The 19,728-nt window shown below is 51.9% G+C and carries 17 protein-coding genes; 2 read left to right on the forward strand and 15 right to left on the reverse strand.

Features of this window, described 5'->3' with window-relative positions:
• Positions 1–621 carry a DUF5662 family protein gene (locus C7U56_RS03615; protein ID WP_022359798.1) on the reverse strand — a complete coding sequence of 207 codons (621 nt, stop codon included), beginning with the start codon at positions 619–621 and terminating at the stop codon, positions 1–3.
• A gap of 290 nt (positions 622–911) precedes the next feature.
• Here C7U56_RS03615 and C7U56_RS03620 point away from each other — a divergent pair, with 290 nt between their 5' ends.
• Positions 912–1,112, forward strand: a complete 201-nt coding sequence (locus C7U56_RS03620) for a cold-shock protein (protein ID WP_022359797.1) — start codon at positions 912–914, stop codon at positions 1,110–1,112.
• A 233-nt stretch (positions 1,113–1,345) separates the two neighbouring features.
• Here the strand turns inward: C7U56_RS03620 and hslO are convergent, their stop codons facing one another.
• Both hslO and C7U56_RS03630 read right to left on the reverse strand, forming a co-directional pair.
• Positions 1,346–2,266, reverse strand: a complete 921-nt coding sequence (gene hslO / locus C7U56_RS03625; protein ID WP_338108842.1) for an Hsp33 family molecular chaperone HslO — start codon at positions 2,264–2,266, stop codon at positions 1,346–1,348.
• A complete protein-coding gene (locus tag C7U56_RS03630) occupies positions 2,267–3,022 on the reverse strand; it encodes a class I SAM-dependent DNA methyltransferase (protein WP_022359795.1) in 756 nt (251 codons plus the stop codon).
• Between the two features lie 286 nt (positions 3,023–3,308).
• Here C7U56_RS03630 and C7U56_RS03635 point away from each other — a divergent pair, with 286 nt between their 5' ends.
• Positions 3,309–4,013 carry a hypothetical protein gene (locus C7U56_RS03635; RefSeq protein ID WP_107000168.1) on the forward strand — a complete coding sequence of 235 codons (705 nt, stop codon included), beginning with the start codon at positions 3,309–3,311 and terminating at the stop codon, positions 4,011–4,013.
• Between the two features lie 96 nt (positions 4,014–4,109).
• On the opposite strand, the gene C7U56_RS03640 is transcribed toward C7U56_RS03635, so the two are convergent.
• From C7U56_RS03640 to C7U56_RS03695, 12 genes are all read right to left on the reverse strand, one after another.
• On the reverse strand, positions 4,110–5,939 hold the full coding sequence (locus C7U56_RS03640) for a dipeptide ABC transporter ATP-binding protein (protein ID WP_107000169.1): 1,830 nt from the start codon (positions 5,937–5,939) through the stop codon (positions 4,110–4,112).
• A gap of 12 nt (positions 5,940–5,951) precedes the next feature.
• Complete coding sequence (locus C7U56_RS03645; RefSeq protein WP_107000170.1) at positions 5,952–6,749, reverse strand: ABC transporter permease; 798 nt, start codon at positions 6,747–6,749, stop codon at positions 5,952–5,954.
• 11 nt (positions 6,750–6,760) lie between these two features.
• The gene (locus C7U56_RS03650) at positions 6,761–7,711 is read right to left on the reverse strand and encodes an ABC transporter permease (protein WP_107000171.1); all 951 of its coding nucleotides are present in this window, start codon (positions 7,709–7,711) and stop codon (positions 6,761–6,763) included.
• Between the two features lie 137 nt (positions 7,712–7,848).
• Positions 7,849–9,420, reverse strand: coding sequence for an ABC transporter substrate-binding protein (locus C7U56_RS03655; protein ID WP_107000172.1), 1,572 nt, complete (start codon positions 9,418–9,420; stop codon positions 7,849–7,851).
• A 110-nt stretch (positions 9,421–9,530) separates the two neighbouring features.
• A complete protein-coding gene (locus C7U56_RS03660) occupies positions 9,531–10,388 on the reverse strand; it encodes a glycerophosphodiester phosphodiesterase family protein (protein ID WP_107000173.1) in 858 nt (285 codons plus the stop codon).
• A 50-nt stretch (positions 10,389–10,438) separates the two neighbouring features.
• A complete protein-coding gene (locus C7U56_RS03665) occupies positions 10,439–13,240 on the reverse strand; it encodes an AAA family ATPase (RefSeq protein ID WP_107000174.1) in 2,802 nt (933 codons plus the stop codon).
• Positions 13,237–14,421 (reverse strand): exonuclease SbcCD subunit D, encoded by a 1,185-nt coding sequence (locus C7U56_RS03670; RefSeq protein WP_107000175.1) that lies wholly within the window; start codon positions 14,419–14,421, stop codon positions 13,237–13,239. The genes C7U56_RS03665 and C7U56_RS03670 overlap by 4 nt, the downstream gene beginning before the upstream one ends.
• A 186-nt stretch (positions 14,422–14,607) precedes the next feature.
• Complete coding sequence (locus C7U56_RS03675) at positions 14,608–14,934, reverse strand: cupin domain-containing protein (RefSeq protein WP_107000176.1); 327 nt, start codon at positions 14,932–14,934, stop codon at positions 14,608–14,610.
• 139 nt (positions 14,935–15,073) lie between these two features.
• Complete coding sequence (locus C7U56_RS03680; protein WP_107000177.1) at positions 15,074–17,050, reverse strand: RsiV family protein; 1,977 nt, start codon at positions 17,048–17,050, stop codon at positions 15,074–15,076.
• Positions 17,051–17,281: 231 nt separating this feature from the next.
• The gene (gene cdd, locus C7U56_RS03685) at positions 17,282–17,704 is read right to left on the reverse strand and encodes a cytidine deaminase (protein ID WP_107000178.1); all 423 of its coding nucleotides are present in this window, start codon (positions 17,702–17,704) and stop codon (positions 17,282–17,284) included.
• Positions 17,697–18,479: a uridine phosphorylase gene (gene udp / locus C7U56_RS03690; protein ID WP_022359925.1), complete on the reverse strand. Its 783-nt coding sequence runs from the start codon at positions 18,477–18,479 to the stop codon at positions 17,697–17,699. Before udp ends, cdd begins: the two co-directional genes overlap by 8 nt.
• Positions 18,480–18,522: 43 nt before the next feature.
• Entirely contained in the window at positions 18,523–19,710 is a 1,188-nt protein-coding gene (locus tag C7U56_RS03695; RefSeq protein WP_107000179.1) for a phosphopentomutase, read from the reverse strand.
• Positions 19,711–19,728: the final 18 nt, after the last annotated feature.

The following is a 19,728-nucleotide window of genomic DNA, read 5'->3' on the forward strand; positions in this document are numbered from 1 at the left end:
TTACAGCACCCGTCCGCGCTCTCTTATCTCCCGGATCACGTGTCCCATCCGTTTTCTCCGGACTGCCTGTTCTTTCGCCCTCTCCCGCGCAAGCAGCGCCCGGATGAACGCAAAGGTTCTCTCCTCGCCCTGCTCTTTCAGCATCGTGAGGAGATATTCCAGCTGGTACTTCGTCCTCGGGTGCATCACGACAAAATCTCTGCCTCTTTCAAAGTATTCCCACGCACACGCATCCGTGTAATCTTTTCCCTTATAAACCTTCGACGCGGCAATCCGGTCCATTACCATCTCGATCAGATAGCGAAGGGGCATTTTATTGCCGACAAGCCCCCAGGACTTGTCCGGTGCAAAATCGATCCAGTATTCGAAATGATGTTTGTTGCGTCCCTTGTGGTGCAGCCATGCCGCCGAATAGCCCTTTTCTTCTTTTTCCGCCGCATTTGGGCTGCGGTTTCCCTGATAATATTTAACGCCGGTCGCAAATTCCTCCCAGGAATACTTGGAGAGGTCGTGCAGAAGTCCCTGGCGGTACAGCCCTACCGCAAAGCAGTTTTTCATGACCTCGCATTTATGTTTCGTGATCGTCAAAAAATGATGATACGCATTGTAAATATAATTCATTTTCCTACCTCTTTCCCCTTTTCTTTCCTCCTATTTTACCCCCCGTATTCTGGTTTGACAACCCCACTTTCTTTCGCGGCTTTCTGGAAAATACCCGTTACTGGGTGCACATGTGTGTACAGTAACAAATGCCCTTATTTTCCACAAAAATTTAACTATTTTTAAATGTCTGAATTTCCAGAAATTTTATGCGAAAACGTTTGACATCAATATGAAACTATGCTATTCTTGGAACAGGTCGTAAATCCATGCGGCCATCACTATTTTTTATATTTTTTTGGAGGTATCATATGAACAGAGGTACTGTAAAGTGGTTCAACAACCAGAAAGGTTACGGATTTATCTGCGACGAGCAGGGCAACGATGTATTCGTTCACTACTCCGGACTGAACATGGAAGGCTTCAAGTCTCTTGAGGAAGGCGCTCAGGTAGAGTTCGAAGTTGTTAACGGTGCTAAGGGACCGCAGGCTACTAACGTAACCAAGCTTTAATCATCAACTTTCCAGTGTACCTGTTTTCCAAATATGTTTGATATATATTTTGCGAATACGTTATATTGATCTAAGTAAAGTGATTATAAAAAGGGATACTGCTTCGGCAGTATCCCTTTTTTCGTCACTGCTCACACATGTGTGAACAGTGACCTTTTTTCTGTCCTGCCATGCGGAACATATCCAAATATCCTTTTTCCGCACAGCAGCCATATCTATTATCTCATTTCTTTTTACTTCTTAGCTTTCTCGTACAATTTTTTCAGCTCATCCACACTAAATTCATAGTACTTGTTGCAGAACTGGCAGTTGACTTCGATGCTCTTGCCCTCGTCGATCATCTCCTGCAGCTCCTTGCCGCCGATGCTGATCAGCGCCTTTTCTACACGGCTCTTGGTGCAGTTGCAGGTACACTGAATCGGCATCTTATCCAGAATCTCCAGACCAAATTGTCCTAAAATCAGCTCCAGAATGTCCTCCGGGGTCATTCCCTTATTTAACATCGTCGTCACCGGCTCCAGCTCACCGATCGTCTTTTCAAGTGCCGCGATCGTCGCCTCCTCTGCTCCCGGAAGAAGCTGGATGATAAATCCGCCTGCCTGGCGCACCGTATTTTCTTTATTCATCAGAACGCCCAGTGCCACGGAGGACGGAGTCTGCTCGGAGGTCGCATAGTAATAAGTCAGATCTTCCGCAATCTCACCCGTTACCAGGATCGTCTGTCCCACATACGGCTCTTTCAAACCGATATCCTGGATTACGCTCAAGACGCCGACTCCCAGCGCACCGCCCACATCCAGCTTGCCCTTCGCATTCGGCGGCAGCATTACCTCCGGGTGGAACGCGTAGCCCTTGACATTGCCGTTCTTATCAGCTGTCACCGTCAGACCGCCGATCGGACCATCGCCCTCGACCCGGATGGTTAAAAGATCACTGTCCGCTTTCATCATCGATCCCATCATGACCCCTGCCGTCATCAGGCGTCCCAGCGCTGCGGTCGCCACCGGGCTGGTATTGTGCGCCTGTCTGGCTTTCTCCACCAGATCACGGGAAGTCGCCGCAAATGCGCGGATCTGACCATTCGCCGCCGTCGCACGGAGCATATAATCTCCGGTCTGTCCCGTTATTTCACCTGCTTTTATCTTTTCCATCATTTATACCTCTTTTCCATGTTCTCTCGCAACCACATAGATTCGGTCGCTCTCTTTTCGCGGCGCGTTCTTCGTAAATGCGTCATACGCCGCCACAAATTCCATGCCCGCCTCTGTGAGCGCCTTTTTTATCTCGTCCAACGACCACGCGCGCTCAAAATGCGTCTCCTGATAGCGGCGGTATAAGTCATCCTCCTCGCGGATAAAGAGCGTCAGATCGTAGGAGTTAATTTTCTCCTCTTCATCATACTCATTTTCCCAGATGAAGCTCCCCTCGTCGCGCACCTCCGCGATCGTCTCACTTCCCATTGCCTGAAACTTTGCCTCCGTGTTCAGGTCGAAAATGAACATTCCCTTCGGATCCAGATAATTGTTGACCAGCGAAAATACGTGCGCCAGATCGTCATAATCCAGAATATAATTCAGCGAATCGCAGATACTCACGACCGCCCGGACCGTCCCGTACAATTCAAATTCACGCATATCCTGCAATAAATATAAAATCGGCAGCCCGGATTCTGCCCGTTTTTCGATTGCTTCCTGCAGCATATCCTCCGAGACATCCACGCCGATCATATCATAGCCTTCCTTTGCCAGAAGCTCCGTCAGCGTGCCGGTTCCACATCCCAGATCCAGCACCAGACCATCGTTGATCCCATATTCCTTTAAAAGAGAAGTCAGGTACCCGCACCAGTCCTCATAGGGAATATTATCCATAAACATATCATATACTTCCGCAAAACTCGTGTAAGCGTCCATTTAGCCTCTCCTTCTATATTGCCGATGCAAAAATGACTGCCATGCACCGAAAGCTTTCCCCTACTGCACAATCTCCTTCCGATGCCAGCACTCCCATCATAGCAATTTTTCGCCCTGTTTGCAAGAATAATTGAAAAAGCACACGCAAATGACTAGGAATGGAGTAATTGTTCACAGGTAGGCACTTTTGGAACCGAAAGTGCCGTAAGAAAACGTGATGGCAGCAGGATTTTGTCGTATACACTAACTCTTGACGTTCCACGCAGAACTGACTATACTAGAGCGTATGAAAAATTTGACTGAAAAACAAAAACATTCCCCCATCAAAAGCCGCCGTTTTTACCGCCGGCAGATGTGGCTTCCGGCGCTGGTGCTGATCGCGTCCATCCTGCTCCTGTGGCAGAATGCCGGGGAAAATTCACACTCCCCGCGGCCGATAAACAGCCAGTGCAAGTTTGAAGATTTTTATAACCCGGCTCAGCCCTATGTCTCGGTGAACGCTCCTTCCTTATATTATACAGGGTGCGCTGCCTACGATGGAAAGAAAGAGACCGGATATTATTATTACTCTCTGGAAAATGGAACCTGCCATTTCTATCTGCTCGATCCGTCTTCCGGCTATCCAGAGCCGCCCGAACGCAAAGCACTTTCATTAAACGGGCGTTTGATCCGCCTGAACGAGGATACCTATGAATCGCTTCTCCAGACGATGGCGGACAGTCTCTCCTGGACGGTGAGCTCCCTGCGGAACATGACTTCTCCTTATATCATATCCGCTCTGCCGTATCCCGCTCTGACGCATGAGGTATTTCATCTATTAGCCGGATGTGCGTTTCTGATCGCCCTGGTGGATCTGATCTGGCTTTTTTACCATTCACTCCGGCACCGCCGGGAGCCGCTGCAGCTTTCCGGTGAGGCACAGCAGGGGCAGCAGGATTCTTCCAGTGAGCAGCCGCGCACTTTGATTTCCCACCGCAGGAAAAAACATTGACAGACGATTCGAGCCATGCCGCTTTCCCTGGCATAGGCTGAACCGTCTGTCTTTTTTCGGCTGCTATTTCGTTTTTCTCTATTTCAGCTTATCAGATTATGCTTCTATCTGAATACACCGCGCCCAGTGTGTCCTTGAAAGTTGTACTGCCTCCGGTGACAGCGGCACATGGGCACACGCCTCTCTTCTCTTCGGACAGCGCTCATAAAAGATACACTTCTCCCCACTGCCCGCTATCTTCTTTGGTGCATTCTGGACGGACCGCTCTTTTTCCTGATTTTCCAAAAGGTTCTCTTTCGTCTGTCCCCGCTCAGGTTTTTCCATCCGGCTGTCTCTCTCCGGCTCCGCACTCTGCTTTCCTGCCTCCGCATCCAGTTCCATTGTATCCCCGCCGATCGCCGCTTCCAGCAGAAGTTTCGTGTACGGGTGCGCCGGATGCTCATAGATCTCTTCTGCCAGACCCTCTTCCACAATCACACCCTTGTAAATGACCATGACACGGCTGCAGAGCCCGCGCACGACGTTCAGATCGTGGGAAATAAAGAGGATGGTCATCTGCTTTTCGGCATGCAGCTTCAAAAGCAGGTTCAAAATCTGGGACTGGACCGTCACATCAAGCGCCGAAACAGGCTCATCCGCGATCACCAGGCGCGGATCCATGAGAAGGGCCACGCCGATACTGATGCGCTGTTTCTGACCGCCAGAAAGCTCTCTCGGATGGCGCGCCGCAAAGGACTCGTCCAGTCCGACATTTTCAAGCATTTCTTTCACTAGCTGCCTGCGCTCTGCGCGGTCCCTGATGCCGCGCAGGCGCAGCGGTTCTTCCAGAATCCATCCGATCGTCCGCGCCGGGTTGAGCGATCCCGCCGGATCCTGAAATACCATCTGCGGACGGACGCCGTCACGCACCTTCACCTCACCCGTATAATTGTCATGAAGTCCCAGGATCGTCTTGCTGAGCGTCGATTTGCCGCAGCCGCTCTCGCCCACGATCCCCACAATCTCTCCCTCTCTTGCCGACAGGTTCAAATCGTGAATTACGTGTTTTTTCCCTTTTTTGCGGAACAGACCGCCACGCACATCGTAAAATACGTTCAAATCCGTCAGGCGCAGGATCTCCCCGCCGGAGCTTTCCCCTTTTTCTCCCTCCGGAATCGACGCCACCAGATGGCGCGTATATTCATGCTTCGGATGCAGAAGGACGTCTTCCGTCTGCCCTTCTTCCACGATCTCGCCCTTATAAACCACGATCACACGGCTGCAGAGCGCACGCACAACATTCAGATCATGGGAAATAAAGAGAATCGACGTTCCCTTGGTCCGGTGGATATTCCGCAGAAGCTCTAGGATCTGTGCCTGAACGACACAGTCTAACGCTGTCGTCGGCTCATCCGCAATCAGAAGACTCGGAGAATTGATCATCGCCTGCGCGATCATCACACGCTGGCGCATGCCGCCGGAAAGTTCATGCGGGTATTTACCGCACAGCCCCTCCGGGTCCGGCAGACCGACTTCTGAGAGTGCCTGCACGACCCGTTCATGGATCTCAGCATTTCCGAGTTTCGTATGGATCCGCAGGCTTTCCCCGACCTGCCGTTCGATTTTCAATACCGGATTTAAGGAGGTCATCGGCTCCTGAAAGACCATCGCCATTTTGCTGCCGCATAGCTGTCTCCGCTTTTCCGGTTTCATGGTCACCAGATCTTCTCCCTGAAAACAGAGCGATCCGGAGGCAATCTCGGCGTCCTTCGGAAGCAGCCCCATCAGCGCAAGCGCACTCATGGATTTTCCTGACCCTGACTCGCCGACTACTCCGACGATCTCGCCTTTTCCGATCGAAAAGCTGATGTCCTTGACTGCCTCAAAGGTCGAATTTCCTTCTGGAAAACGGATCGACAGATTTTTTATCTCAACCAATGGTTCCATCTTTTCGCCTCCTTACTGCTGCATCGAGCGCAGCCCCTCGCTCACCATGCTGAATCCCAGAATAATCAGGATGATCGTCACGCCCGGTCCGATCGCGTACCACGGCGCATTGAACAGGTACGACTGCGCTTCGTAAAGCATTCTCCCGAGACTCGGCTCCGGCGGCTGGATTCCCAGTCCCAGATAACTCATACTCGCCTCCGCCAGCACCGCATTGTTAAATCCGATCGCCGCCGCCGTCAAAAGGCTGACCGCCGCATTCGGCAGAATATGGGCGAAAATAATCCGGATATGCCCTGCGCCAAGGATCCGCGCACTCTTGACAAAATCCAGTTCCCGGCACCGGATCACCTCACTGCGGACGATCCGGGCAAAACTCGGGATAAAAAGGATTCCCAGCGCCAGAATGATGTTGTAGCTTCCCGGCTTCGTCAGGCTGATGAAAATAAGCGCCAGAAGAATGCTCGGAAACGATAAAAGGATATCATTGAAACGCATGATCAGGTTATCGAAAAAGCCGCCGAAATAGCCGGTCAGCGCACCGACGATCGTGCCAAACACACACCCGATCAGAACCGTGCAGACTGCCACAAAAAAGGTGCTGCCGCTTCCCGCCATCACACGGCTCAAAATATCGCGCCCGAAGTTATCCGTTCCCAGCGGGTGTGCTGCACACGGCGCCAGATTGACTGCCATGGAGTCCATCGTCGTCGTCCCATACGGCGTCCAGAACTGTCCGATCAGGGCAACTGCCAGAAAGAACAGCGTGATCGCGCCCCCTATCATCAGATTATAATTCTTTCGTTTCATTCGTCTTCCCTCTATTCTTCCGCCGTCCGGACTCTCGGATCCAAAACCTGATAAATCATATCAACCGCAAAATTGATAAGTACGACCACCGATGTGATGTACAGCACGATCGCCTGCACAACCGGATAATCGCGGTTGGAAATCGAGCTGATCAGAAGTCTTCCGATTCCCGGCACGCTGAACACCTGCTCCGCCACGATGCTGCCGGCAAGGATCTCCGCGATTACCATCGCAAAGAACGTCACAACCGGAATCATCGCATTTTTCAGCACATGCCCGTACAATACCGCCGTTTCCGTATTGCCGCGGCTGTAGGCAGTCCGCACGTATTCCCGGTTCATCTCGGTCAGAATCGAGCTTCGCAGGAATTTCACCACCATCGCAATCTTCGGCAGCGCCACCGCGAGCGCCGGAAATAAAAGGTACTGTGCAGACTTTCCAAAATTTTCCGACGGTTCGATAAATTTACCCGGTTGGAACATATGAAGAATCAGTCCAAACACGTAGGTCAGGATCATGCCGAGAAAGAATGACGGCACCGCCATCAGAATCTGCGTCAGGCAGTTCGTCAGCGTATCGACCCATTTTCCGGCAAACCGGGCACTCAGGATTCCGAGTGGAACTGAAATCACCGTGATGATAAGCAGGGAAATGACTGCCAGAAGCACCGTGACCGGAAGCCGCTGTGCCAGAAGGGAGCGGACTGAGGTTTCCTCATACCGGTAGGACTCCCCGAAATCTCCCTGCATCGCATCGGTCACCCATCTTCCATACCGCTCCAGAAGTGGATCATTTAATCCCATCTCATCCCGCGCCCGCTCTAACTGCTCTTCCGTCGCGTCCTTTCCCAGCCTGGAAAGTGCCGCATCGCCCGGAATCACAGAAAAAGCGGTAAACGTCAGGAAGGATATGACCAACAATGTGATAATGAGAGTTATCAGTTTTTTTATAAAGAATTTCATAATTCCCTCCTGCGTTTACCGCTTCTTATTCTGTTGTTATTTCCTGGTTACTGTTCACGGGCAGGCACTTTTGGAACCGAAAGTGCCGTAAGAAAACGTGGTAGCAACAGGAATTTGCTGGATTGTAACTGTATATTTTACTGCTCTACCTGATATAACAGGGACATATCCTCTGCTGCCGTCGGGTAGAAGGTGTAGCCACCAAACTTCTTGCTGACTGCTACGAGGTTCGCCGGATCTTCGATGTAAACGGCTGCCGCATCCTCTGCCAGGATCATCTGCGCCTTCTTGTAGTTTTCTACTTTTACATCGTCATCAACGGTTGTGTATGCTGTATTAAATACATCGTCGTACTCAGTGTTGGAGTAATGCATGAAGTTCTTCGCATCGTCTGTCACATATTTCTTAAGCCAGTCGCTTGGTGCCAGCGTTCCGTCAAAACCAATGACGGTCGCCTGGAAGTTGCCTCCCTTGTATACATCCTGCAGCCAGGTGCTCCACTCAACCTGATTTAAGGTCACGTTGATGCCGACCTGGGACAGCTCATCCGCGATGATCTGCGCGCTGTCTACGTGCTGGCTGTATGAGCTCGGAACGGTGATTTCCAGATCAAAGCCATCTGCGTATCCGGCATCTGCCAGAAGCTCTTTTGCCTTCTCCGGATCGTAGCTGTATACGGTCTCTGCTTCCGGCTCATAGTATTTCGACATTGCCGGAATCATATGGGAGCCGATGATGTGGCTCTTTCCGCCGAAAATAAAGTTGTTGATCGCATCGCGGTCTACCGCATAGCAGAGTGCCTGACGCACCTCTGTCTTGGAAAGCGGCTCGTAAGCGCTGTTTAAGTACATCGCATGGACGAGGTTCATGCTTCCCTGTACGATGTTGTAATCATCGCCCAGTGTCTCCGCCTGTGCGGCGGTTAAATATTTCAGAATGTCGATGGTGCCTGCCTGCAACTCTACAAATGCGGTGTCCACATCGGCAATAAATTTAAATTCCACGCTGTCCAGGCTCGGAACGCCCTCCTGCCAGTAGCCGTCATATTTTTCCAGCTCCAGGTTCTGTCCCGGTGTGTAGGAAACATATTTGAATGGACCGGTACCGATCGGATTGCCTGCCGGGTCCTCGTTGGACTGCGGAATGATGGCAATCGTCATCATCGGAAGAAACTCTGAATAACTTTCTTTCAGGTTTACAACCAGTGTCTTGTCATCCTGCACCTCTACACTATCTACAAGCGAAGAAAAAGCGGAGGATTCGCCCTGAATCTCCGCATAACGATCGATGGAATATTTGACATCTTCGATGGTAACCGGTGTGCCGTCATGGAATGTGATGCCATCTCTCAATGTGAAAGTATAAGTCTTTGCATCATCGGAAATGGTATAATCGCTGGCAACAGCCGGAATAAATCCGCCATCGGAAGTAGGCTTTACAAGCCCTTCGTACAAATTGAAAACCACGTCTCTAGTTCCTGCGTCCGTATCTACATGGGGGTCAAGACTAGCCAGGTCCTGCGTCATGCCATACACAACGCTGCCGCCTGGTACTGGTGTTCCTTCTGAAAGAGTATTACTGGTCTCTGCTTCGCTGGACTCGCCAGCTGCTTCTGAGGTGCCTTCTGCTGTCTTGCTGCCTCCGCATGCACAGAGTGAAGCAGATAACAAAAGTGCCATTACGCCTGAAAGAAGCTGTTTCTTTTTCATATCTTTGTCCTCTCGAATTCGTAATAATCTCTCATTATTAAATTGTCCTAGCCATTATAGCAGATTTTCATAGAAAATCAACTTTTCCAGCATAATTTAGGACTTTCTCACTATCTTTTAGGATGTTTTTTGTTGAAATTCACGAATTGATCCGGCTCGAAACTGTCAAAAATAAAAACATCAAACTGTTTCCGGTGCCGGTTTAATTCGCCCTGGTTTTTGATCGTCCACGCCGCCATCTTACATTCGTAGAAATAACGCAGCATTTCCACCGGAAGCGTGTTGCTGAACTGGCAGTTGTACGCAATGAAATCCGGTCTGCAAAATCCGTTTAGCATGCAGTATGTAAGCATCTCCCGCACAATGACCGGCGTTTTCAATCCCTCGCCGCGGTGATTGGTCGCAAGCTGTCCGCGCAAAACATTCGGACGATGGCGCTTAAACCAGCCGAGTGCCAGCGGACTGAACGATTCGATGCAGTACTCACCTGGATAACGGTCTAAAAGCGCCGCGCATTTCTCGCACAGCTCCCGGTGGACAATCTCCGCTTTCAGCTCGATGATAAGCGGTGTGCGTCCATCCGCCAGCTCAAGCACTGTCTCAAAGGCTGGTATCGTCTGGGATGAACCAAACAAACGATAGCTTTGCAGCTCTTCAAAGGTACAGTCGCGTATCTTCCGGTCAACGCCCGCCGCCCGTTTCAGATCCCAGTCGTGAAATACGACCGGAACCCCGTCTTTTGTCAGCTGTACATCCAGCTCGATCCCATATCCCATCTGGATCGCGCGTTCAAACGCCGGGAGCGAATTTTCCGGACATTCACCCCGGTTGTCATGAAATCCCCGGTGGGCGATATATTGCCGCTCAAATGCCTGCATTCTCGCCTTCCGCCCCGTCTCCGGCAGCATACTGCAGTAAAACAGAGATAAGAGCGATATCGTCACCATTCCTGGAATTACGATTGTCATATGTAAATAGCCTCTTTTCTTTCGTCACACAACGGCTCTGCGCCGTCCTACTAATCTTCTATCTCCCAATGCACCTGGCTTCCACCATTTCCTTTTTTTACCACCAGCTTGTGTCCCATCTCCTCTTTCAGCTCCGTCACGTGGGAAATGATGCCGATCAAGCGTCTTCCTCCGGACAGCTCCTGCAGCACCTGAACCGCCCGCGTCCGTGATTCCTCATCCAGGGAACCAAATCCCTCATCAATGAACATCGCATCCACCTTCACGCTGCCTGCCGCATTCTGGATGACATCCGCCATGCCGAGCGCCATCGCAAGCGCCGCCAGAAAGGATTCTCCACCGGACAGCGTTTTGACGTCCCGGACCCGGTCAGTCACAAAGCTGTAAACATCCAGGTCAAGTCCCACTTCTCCCTGTTTTCCCAGATCGGCCAGACCGCGGCATTGAAGTTCAAAGGTTCCTTTCGTCATCCGGCGCAGGCGGCGGTTGGCTGCCTGTATCATCTGGCGGAAATACTGGCGCTGTACATACGTCTGGAAATCGATCCGCGCCGCGCCGCTCAGTTTTCCGTCCGCCGTCTGGTAAAGCTCGCTGATCTGCTGTTTTTCCCGGTCAAGCTGCTCCCGTTCCTGCAGATACACCCGAAGTGCCGCATATGCATCCTCGTTGCGCGTCCGCACCGACATATGTTCCCGGTGAAGCCGCGACCAGCGGGTTTTTTCCTCTTCCCAGTGCCGGATCGCCTGCTGGATTTTTTCTTCCGGATCTGTTTCCGAATCTGCTTCCATATGTTCCCGGAGCGAAGATAAGCTTCCCTCCAGCTCCCTGCATTTTTCCCGGCACTCCTGTGCTTTCTTATCAGCCGCTGTCACCGCCTCTGCAAGTGTTTCCAGCTCCCGGCTGCGCTTCTCAAGCTCCACCTGGAGTGTCCGGCTGTCTTTCCACTCCAGCCGCTTCGAGAGTTCCTCCAGCTCATTACGTCTCGTCTGGCTCTCGATCGCCGCCTGCTGCACCTCACTTCTTTTAAGCTCCAGCGCAGCTTCCAGCTTCTTCTGTCCGGCTCCGTTCGCCTCCCGTTTCTGCCGGATCGTTTCTTCCATGGCAATCCGGTCAGTATAAGTGGTTTCCGCCTGCCTGCATCGCCGGATTTCTTGTGCCATCTGCCGGAGCTCCTTCTCCAGAGCATCCACATCCGACTGGGCTGCCGGGCTGTCCTGATTTTGGCCGTACAGTTTTCCCTGGATCTCTATCCGCCGTCTGCTCTCATGTTCCAGCGAGATCTGCGCCTCCTGGCACGCCTCAGCGGCTGTCCTCTGCTTCTGATCGGCATCATCCCGCCCGGCACGCAGCGCTTCCACCTGTTCCTCCCGGATCGGCTCTGTCTCCAGACGGCAGGGAGCCGGGTGTTCCAGCGAGCCACAGACCGGGCACGGTTTTCCTTCCTGCAGCTCTGCCGCCAGAAGTCCCGCCTGCATCGCCAGAAAGCGGCAGGACGCGTCCTGATACAACTGATCTGACTGCTGGTACGCCCGCGCGGCTGCCTGAAATTTTTCCTGGCGTTTTTCTAGTGACTTTCTCCATGTCCGCTCCGCTTCACAGCATTTCCCTAACTCCTGCAAAACCGCCTGGCGCCGTTCCATCTGCTCCCGCCGTCCCCGGCATTCTGCCAGGGCAGCGCGCGCCTCTACCGCCTCCCGCTCCTGGTTTCGAAGTATTTCTTCCTGTGTACGGCACGTTTCCAGCTGATTCTGCATTTTTTTCAGGTTTTGGGTCAGAGCCGTCCGCTGATGTTCCAAAGTTTCATATGCCTGCCGTTTTTTCTCCTGCTCCGCATAGAGCGGAAGCGCATCCTGCATCCGCCGGATCTGATCCTCCAGCTCCGGTTTCCGGCTCTCATAGGCTGCGGCAGCTTCCCGGCGCCTAGCCTCCATCTCCCGTCCAAATGCTTCCAAACGGCTCTTTTCTTCCAGTACCCGTTTTTCCTTTTTCACAAGCTCCAGATGGTTCTGTCCGGCAGCAAGCTTCTGGATTGCATTCTCTTCCAGTCTCCCCGTCTCTTCCTCGAGCCTCCGGCTTTCCTCCGACAAATGATGCAGAAATGCAAGCAGTTCCGCTCCATTTGTCCGGTACCGCTCTTTCAAAGACTGCCATCTTTCTTCCCACTCCGAAGCTACCGCCTCCTCCGTCCTGGGAACCGTCACCTGCCGGATGACTTCCTCGCACCGGGTCTTGTTATCCTCCAGCCTTCCATACAGCGTCCGATCTGCCTCCCGCAGCTTCTGCTGGATTCTACCGTAGATCCCGGTATGGAAAATGCGCGAAAATATCTCTTTTCTTTCTTTGGAGGATGCATGGAGCAGACGGATGTATTCGCCCTGCGCGATCATCGTGATCTGCGAAAACTGATCGCGGTCCACGCCCACGATCGCCCGGATCTTCTCATCGATCTCACGGATCCGGCCGGACATCTCACTTCCATCCGGCAAAAGCAGAGACGCTTTCGGCGCCACACTCGTCGCCGTATATGCGCCGTCCTTATTTTTCCGCTTGCTGAGGCGCGTGTATGCCGGACTGCGGCGGATCGTATAATCCTGCCCCTTATCCTCAAACGTCAGTTCCACCCAGGTCTCCGCGTCCTCCGGTGCATACTGGCTGCGAAGCATCGCGCCCTCTCTCCCGGCGCCGCTCGCCGCCCCGTAGAGCGCAAACGAGATCGCGTCAAAGATTGTCGTTTTGCCTGCCCCCGTATCGCCCGTGATCAGGAACAATCCCGTCCCTGCCCGTTCGAAATCAATCTGCGTCACGCCCCCATAAGAGCCAAACGCCGACATTGTAAGCAGCTTCGGTTTCATACGCGTTCCTCCTCCTCTGCCTCTTCCACCATGCGCGCCAGAATCGTCTCCTGTTCCTCTGTCATCGGGCAGTGGCGCACCGCCTCATAAAAAGAGGCAAATGCCTGAAACGGCGTCACCGCCCCTGTTTCCTCCGGTTCTTCCTCCAGTCGTTTCCGCGTCCTCTCATTGTCCACCCGGATCTCCAAAATATGCGCAAAGAACTCCTCCAGGCGTTCCCGGAAATCGTACATTTCTTTTTCGTCCGTCAGGACCACGCTCACATACGCGTCCGCGCGTCCGCTTCCATCCGGCATCTTTTCCATCGTATCTGAAAGCAGCTTGAGTTCTTCCAGTGTCCCCCGCACGCGCTTTACATCGGGATGACAGAGAATCGGCAGACGGCGGATCTGAGGCTCACTTCCTTTTTCTCCCAGTTCCACCACCGTGATCCCCTTCTGATGATGTTCTTCACTGATCGAATATTTGTACGGCGTCCCACAATAGCAAAACCGCTCCTGCCCTACCTTCTGTGCCCCGTGGATATGCCCTAACGCCGCATATTCAAAGGGTTCCAGCACCGACGCATCGATCGCATCCAATCCTCCGGAGGTCAGCACCGCCGTCTCCGAATCGCAGGTTTCCGGATTCTGACCGTTCCAGACAAAAAACTGGTGCGCCAGAACCACATTGCGCTCCTGCTTCCTGATCGTCTCCCGCGCCAGGAGTTTCTGGAATGCATCGGTATAACCATTGGTGTCAAACAAATGGCGCACATGACCCGGACGGATAAACGGTACCAGATAAAAATGAACCGGTCCCCACTCATCTGTAAGTGTGACCTGCTTTAAATACTCCGTCCGATCTGCCGGCGGCAGCGCCGCGATATGGATCCGGTGGCGTGCCAGAAACGATGCGCCATACGCCAGCCGCTCCGGTGAATCGTGATTTCCCGCAATGATCAGGATCTCCGTCCCCGGACAGCGCCCGGATAGCTCGGTCAGAAACCAGTCAAAAAGCGTATACGCTTCCCCCGCCGGGACCGATTTATCATAAATATCCCCGCATATCAGAATCGAATCCGGCTTCTCTTCCTCCGCATATTTAAGTATCTGCAAAAACGCATTCTTCTGGCTCTCGCGCAGGCTATAGCCATTTAACATTTTCCCGATATGCAGATCAGAAAGATGAAATAGTTTCACGCAGGCACACCTCCTTTTTCTTCCTTTGAGCCACTGTTTTTTTGATTTCCAATTTTTTCCGCTTAAACATATAGGCATTTTCCGGACATATATGGCAAAAAGCGCCGACACATCGAACCACCTCCCGTGCCAGCGCCTTTTTTGGTTACTGTGAACCGTTACCTTTTTCTGTTTTGTTCTTCACTCTTAATCCAGCTGGATCAATGCCATAAAGACCAGATCTTCATCTCCGGTATTGGCAATGCCATGACCACAGCCATCCGGCGTGAAGGTCTTATCGCCGACGGTAACCGGACGTTTCGTTCCATTGTCATCGTACTCGCCCTGTCCCTTGATGATATAATACGTCTCGCTCTCGCCGTGGTGCTCATGATAGCCCAGGGAACATCCCGGTGCGATCGTTACCTCGGCAAACATCTTACATTTTGCATTTAACTCATTGTCATCCAGAATGTATTTTACAACTACCTGTCCTTTGCCGCCGTTCGCATTTTCCTTAACAACTGTCTTCATGCTGCTTCCTCCTCATCCTGTGCCATTCTTTCAGATTCGTTCGACACTGTTTTTCTATGGAGTATTATAAGCGATTTTTTCCTCAACTTCAAGATCTCTACTTAAGCGCAATCCGCATTTGTTGCAGTTCAGAAAATTCCTACTTGCTAAGCGCAATCCGCATTTCTAACTCGCTGTACGGAATTGTTACCTCCGGGAATCCTTCCGCATACGATGCAATCTCATACGGCGCATAATAGAAAACCACGCCCGTCTCGCTCAGATAAAACGGCGATTCGTAGCTGATGCCGTCTGCCACCGTATGTTCCAGATCCTCCGGTGATTCAAAGGCAAAATTTGTCTTTTCCGCCAGCTCCCGGAATGCCGCACCAACCTTCGCCTGCAGCTCCTCCACCGGATTCTCAACCACATCTCTCAAAGACAGGCGTGCCCCCGTTTTCCGGTCAAAGACAAAATACTGGCGGAACGGCGTTCCGTGTGCGCCGCCCGTATATTCGTATCCATCCGCACGGACGCAGACATAATGATCATCCAGATACGTAATCGCGTCATCTCCGTCGATCGTAAGCGCCATCGAATAGATCGGCTGCGCCGCATCCGCCTCCTGCGGAAGTACCTCTTCCTCCGATCCATCCGTTTCCGCTGTATCTATGCTCATCTCCGTATCAAGATTCATGGAATCCGTCCGCGCCGCCGACAGAACCGACGCCTGCAGCTCCTGCATCGTCTGGTTCATCGCCTCGACCGCATCGCCCTCTCCGTCAAATACCAGCCGTTCTGCGTACACACTTCCCAGCTCCCGGCTTCCATCCGCACTCTTTAACGTCTCCGACTGCGCCTCGACATGCCCCAGCTCCCGGATCGGAGACTGGAACAGAACCGGCTCTAACAACGTCACTTCCCCGCCTGCCGCATCATCCAGCGTTTTTTCGCCCAGATAAACGCCGTAATCCTTAAACTGCTGGCAGTATGCCTGATTTCCCGTCACATAAAAATTACCATACATAGAAAAATCATTCGTCATGCCCGGCTCTTCCTCGACCGTAAAAAGCGCATTCTGCGCCTCGGCGGCATTTGCCGCTGCATCTGCCTTAGCATCCGCCGCAATCCGCTTAAACGAATACTTTCCCGTGCTGATCTGGGACGCCTGATTTTCCATCAGGTACAAATATCCGTCCTGATACTGCACCAGGCTGATATTTTCCGCAGTCTCATATAAAAGCGTCCGTTTCTCCGGGTCAGAGACCTCATAGCGGTAACACTGCGTATTTCCATTGCCATCCCGAAGCAGGGCAAAAAATGCGTCCTTCGCAAACAGCACCGACGATGTATTCGTAATATCCGAAATCTCCCTCGGATGGCTGCCGTCCACATCCGCAATCACCAGGCAGGTTTCATTCTGCACCGGCATATACCCAAACTGTTCCGTATAATATGGAAGAATCCCATTAAACAGCTCGCTGCAGCCTGCCGGAATCTCCCCGTAGATCGTGTCTGACGGTGACAACTCTCCCGCTGTTTTGCCATTCTCATCGAGCGTATAAATGACATTCATGTTGTAACCCTTGACATACAGGCGGTTCTTTGACGCATAGAGCACCGACGGCTGATCCGTCAGATCCGCTAAATGCTCTTCCACACCACTCTCCAAATCCAGCCGATACAGCCCATAAAGCTCCGTGCCCTGTGTGCTGCCACTCTCCGCCTGTATCCGGTCAAAATACAGCCCGCCTCCGTAGACCCAGAAGGTGCTGTTTTCATCTCCTGTGTCAAACTGGCAGAGCGTCTTCATCTCGCCTGTCTCCTTCGAAAGGGAACGGATCTCCGTGCGGTATTTGAGGTACAGCATGCCATTCTCCTCCAGCACCCGATCCGCCGCTCCGAGCGCCGTGCTGACCGCGCCCTCCGTTTCCTCTGCCGCCTGTGTCTGCGCTGTTGTCTCAGCCGCCGGTGTTTTTTTGCACGCTGACAGGGCTGCCGAAGCAGCAATCAAAAACATCGAAGCCGCCAGCACTGCCCTATACCCTGTCTTTTTCTGAACCTTTTTTCTCTGGTTCTGCTCTGTTCTTCCCTGATTCTGTTTCATTTCTTCCCGTTTCCACTCTTTCTGAGCCATCCGTCCAAACTCCCCACACTTTTTCTATTTTTCATCGGACCTGCGTCCGCTTTTTCTTCTGAATACAGGCGGAAATGGTAAATCCATCCCCGCCTGTCATACAGTGTACCCTGTTTTTTTTGCAATGTCAAAAGGTGTTCCAATATATTAAGTTATATTAATGAAACTGTAAGATTACAGTGCGCGGGTCTTTGACACCTGCATACCAGCTTTATGAGGCAATCGGCATTCCTACTGCAAATTATCCGGTCCGAATCCCATCGGTAGAAGCTCCGCCAGTGTATAGACCTTATATTCCTTCACCGAACGTGCCAGAATGATCTGAAACGCATCCTCATGGCAGAATTCCTTCATCACCTGACGACACACGCCACAGGGCGCACACCAGTCAAATTCCGAAGCTTCTTCCGGGCCTCCCACAACTGCAATCGCTGTGAAGCTGCGTTCACCCTCACTGACTGCCTTAAAAAAGGCAGTGCGTTCCGCGCAGTTTGTCGGTGTATAGGCCGCATTTTCAATATTGCAGCCACGGTAAATCCCGCCTTTTTCAGTCAGCAGAGCCGCCCCCACCTGAAAATGAGAATAGGGTGTATAGGCCATTTTCCGTGCTGCGAATGCTTCCTCGATGAGTGTTTCTATCCTCTCATTATTCATTCTTCGCATCCTCCTGAATCAAGATACGGATGGCTTCCACTGCTGTCCGGATCGCTGCCTCTGTATCATGGGCCTGTTCATTGGACAGACCTTTTTTCGCCCGCTCCTGATTAGCCAGAACCAGGAAGCAGGCACCTACACGCACCCGAAGGAAGCTGCCTGCGATAAACAGTGCTGCTGACTCCATCTCCGATGCCAGGCATCCCATCCGAAGCCACGCCTGCCACTTATTTTCAAGCTCGTAGCTGACCGGCATCACCTCCGGCTCATGCTGTCCAAAGAAGGAATCCTTCGACTGTACAACGCCCGCATGACAGCGGAACTTCAGATTCTTCGCTGCACGGATCATGGCATTCATAACATCCACATGGGGAACAGCCGGGTACTCAATGGGAGCGTACTCTCTGCTGGTTCCTTCCATGCGGATAGCTCCGCTTGCAACTACGATATCTCCGCCCAGTACATCCTCCTGCATACCGCCACAGGTGCCCACACGCAGAAAAGTATGGGCTCCGCACTTGGATAACTCCTCGATAGCGATAGCCGCTGACGGACCACCGATGCCGGTTGACGTCACACTGACTTTTACCCCATCGATGGTTCCCGTATATGTGGTATATTCACGATTATCCGCAACTAACACCGGATTTTCAAAATGTTCTGCTATCTTCTTGCATCGCTTGGGGTCCCCCGGCATGATGACATATCCACCGATATCCTCCGGGCCGATTCCTGTGTGGTACTGTTTTCCCGTTCCTTCTGTATAATCAACCATATAATCGCCGCCTTTCTGTTTTTAACTTCAAGTCCAATGTCATTTATTTTATCTGATCCAGAATAGAAGTTCCGATGGTTCCCTCCGGCATCTTGACACCGAAATTGTCCGCAATAGTCGCACCGATGACAGCAAAGGTGTCACTGGTATCAAGCTTCCCGCTTTCCGTATCCGATGGTGAATACGCAATAAACGGGACCTGCTCTCTCGTATGATCCGTTCCCTTGTAGGTTGGATCATTTCCATGATCCGCCGTCAGAATCAGCAGATCGTCCTCACGGAGCAGCGGCAGAAGCTCTCCCAGCTTTTTATCAAATTTTTCGATCTCTTCCCCGTATCCCACTGGATTTCTGCGATGTCCCCATAACGCATCAAAATCTACCAGATTGGTAAAGCAAAGTCCCTTGAAATCCCGCTTTGCGATATCGATGGTCTGCTGCATGCCATGTACACTGCTGTCGGAATGATTGCTTTCTGTTATCCCTTCTCCCACAAAGATATCGTTAATCTTTCCAACGGAAATCACATCATATCCGGCATCCTTCAGTGCATTCAGCGCCGTCGGTCCGGTGGGTTTCAAAGCATAATCATGGCGGTTACTTGTCCGTTTGAATTCGCCGCGCTTTTTGCCCACATAGGGTCTTGCGATAACACGGCCGACTCTCCACTCATCCCGCATAGTCAGTTCTCTGGCAATCTCACAGTAATGATACAAGGTCTCAAGTCCCATGGTTTCCTCATTGCCACAGATCTGAAGCACAGAATCCGCTGATGTATAGACAATCAGCTTTCCTTCATTGACTTCCTGCTCGCCCAGTTCCTCCAGAATCTCCGTTCCGCTGGCTGCCTTATTGCCGATTATCTTTCTGCCGCAGCGCTTTTCCAGTTCGTCAATCAGTTCCTTGGGAAATCCATGTTCTGTAAATGTGATAAATGGCTTATCCGTCCGGATGCCCATCATCTCCCAATGACCGGTCATGGTATCCTTGCCATTGCTCGCCTCATTCATCGCCATAAAATATCCTTCCGGATGTTCTGCCGGCTTAACCTGCTTAAGGGCCTTGAGATTGGCAAGTCCCAATCTCTGCAGATTCGGAATATCCAGATGTTCCACTGTTTCTGAGATGTGCCCCAGCGTATCCGCACCGGTATCATCAAATCTGGCTGAATCCGCCATGGGCCCGATTCCAAGGGAATCCAGTACGATTACAAATATACGATTAAAACGCATATCACTCACCCTTTCTAC

It is taken from the genome of Clostridium fessum, from assembly GCF_003024715.1.
GTDB lineage: Bacteria > Bacillota > Clostridia > Lachnospirales > Lachnospiraceae > Otoolea > Otoolea fessa.

Bases quoted from the DNA above. Each gene is read 5' to 3' on its own strand.
- C7U56_RS03675 (WP_107000176.1), bottom strand. From the start codon at position 14,934: ATGAAGACAGTTGTTAAGGAAAATGCGAACGGCGGCAAAGGACAGGTA.
- C7U56_RS03645 (WP_107000170.1), bottom strand. From the start codon at position 6,749: ATGAAACGAAAGAATTATAATCTGATGATAGGGGGCGCGATCACGCTG.
- udp (WP_022359925.1), bottom strand. From the start codon at position 18,479: ATGGTTGATTATACAGAAGGAACGGGAAAACAGTACCACACAGGAATC.
- C7U56_RS03620 (WP_022359797.1), top strand. From the start codon at position 912: ATGAACAGAGGTACTGTAAAGTGGTTCAACAACCAGAAAGGTTACGGA.
- C7U56_RS03615 (WP_022359798.1), bottom strand. From the start codon at position 621: ATGAATTATATTTACAATGCGTATCATCATTTTTTGACGATCACGAAA.
- C7U56_RS03640 (WP_107000169.1), bottom strand. From the start codon at position 5,939: ATGGAACCATTGGTTGAGATAAAAAATCTGTCGATCCGTTTTCCAGAA.
- C7U56_RS03650 (WP_107000171.1), bottom strand. From the start codon at position 7,711: ATGAAATTCTTTATAAAAAAACTGATAACTCTCATTATCACATTGTTG.
- C7U56_RS03680 (WP_107000177.1), bottom strand. From the start codon at position 17,050: ATGGCTCAGAAAGAGTGGAAACGGGAAGAAATGAAACAGAATCAGGGA.
- cdd (WP_107000178.1), bottom strand. From the start codon at position 17,704: ATGAATAATGAGAGGATAGAAACACTCATCGAGGAAGCATTCGCAGCA.
- C7U56_RS03695 (WP_107000179.1), bottom strand. From the start codon at position 19,710: ATGCGTTTTAATCGTATATTTGTAATCGTACTGGATTCCCTTGGAATC.
- C7U56_RS03660 (WP_107000173.1), bottom strand. From the start codon at position 10,388: ATGACAATCGTAATTCCAGGAATGGTGACGATATCGCTCTTATCTCTG.
- C7U56_RS03665 (WP_107000174.1), bottom strand. From the start codon at position 13,240: ATGAAACCGAAGCTGCTTACAATGTCGGCGTTTGGCTCTTATGGGGGC.
- hslO (WP_338108842.1), bottom strand. From the start codon at position 2,266: ATGATGGAAAAGATAAAAGCAGGTGAAATAACGGGACAGACCGGAGAT.
- C7U56_RS03635 (WP_107000168.1), top strand. From the start codon at position 3,309: ATGAAAAATTTGACTGAAAAACAAAAACATTCCCCCATCAAAAGCCGC.
- C7U56_RS03655 (WP_107000172.1), bottom strand. From the start codon at position 9,420: ATGAAAAAGAAACAGCTTCTTTCAGGCGTAATGGCACTTTTGTTATCT.
- C7U56_RS03630 (WP_022359795.1), bottom strand. From the start codon at position 3,022: ATGGACGCTTACACGAGTTTTGCGGAAGTATATGATATGTTTATGGAT.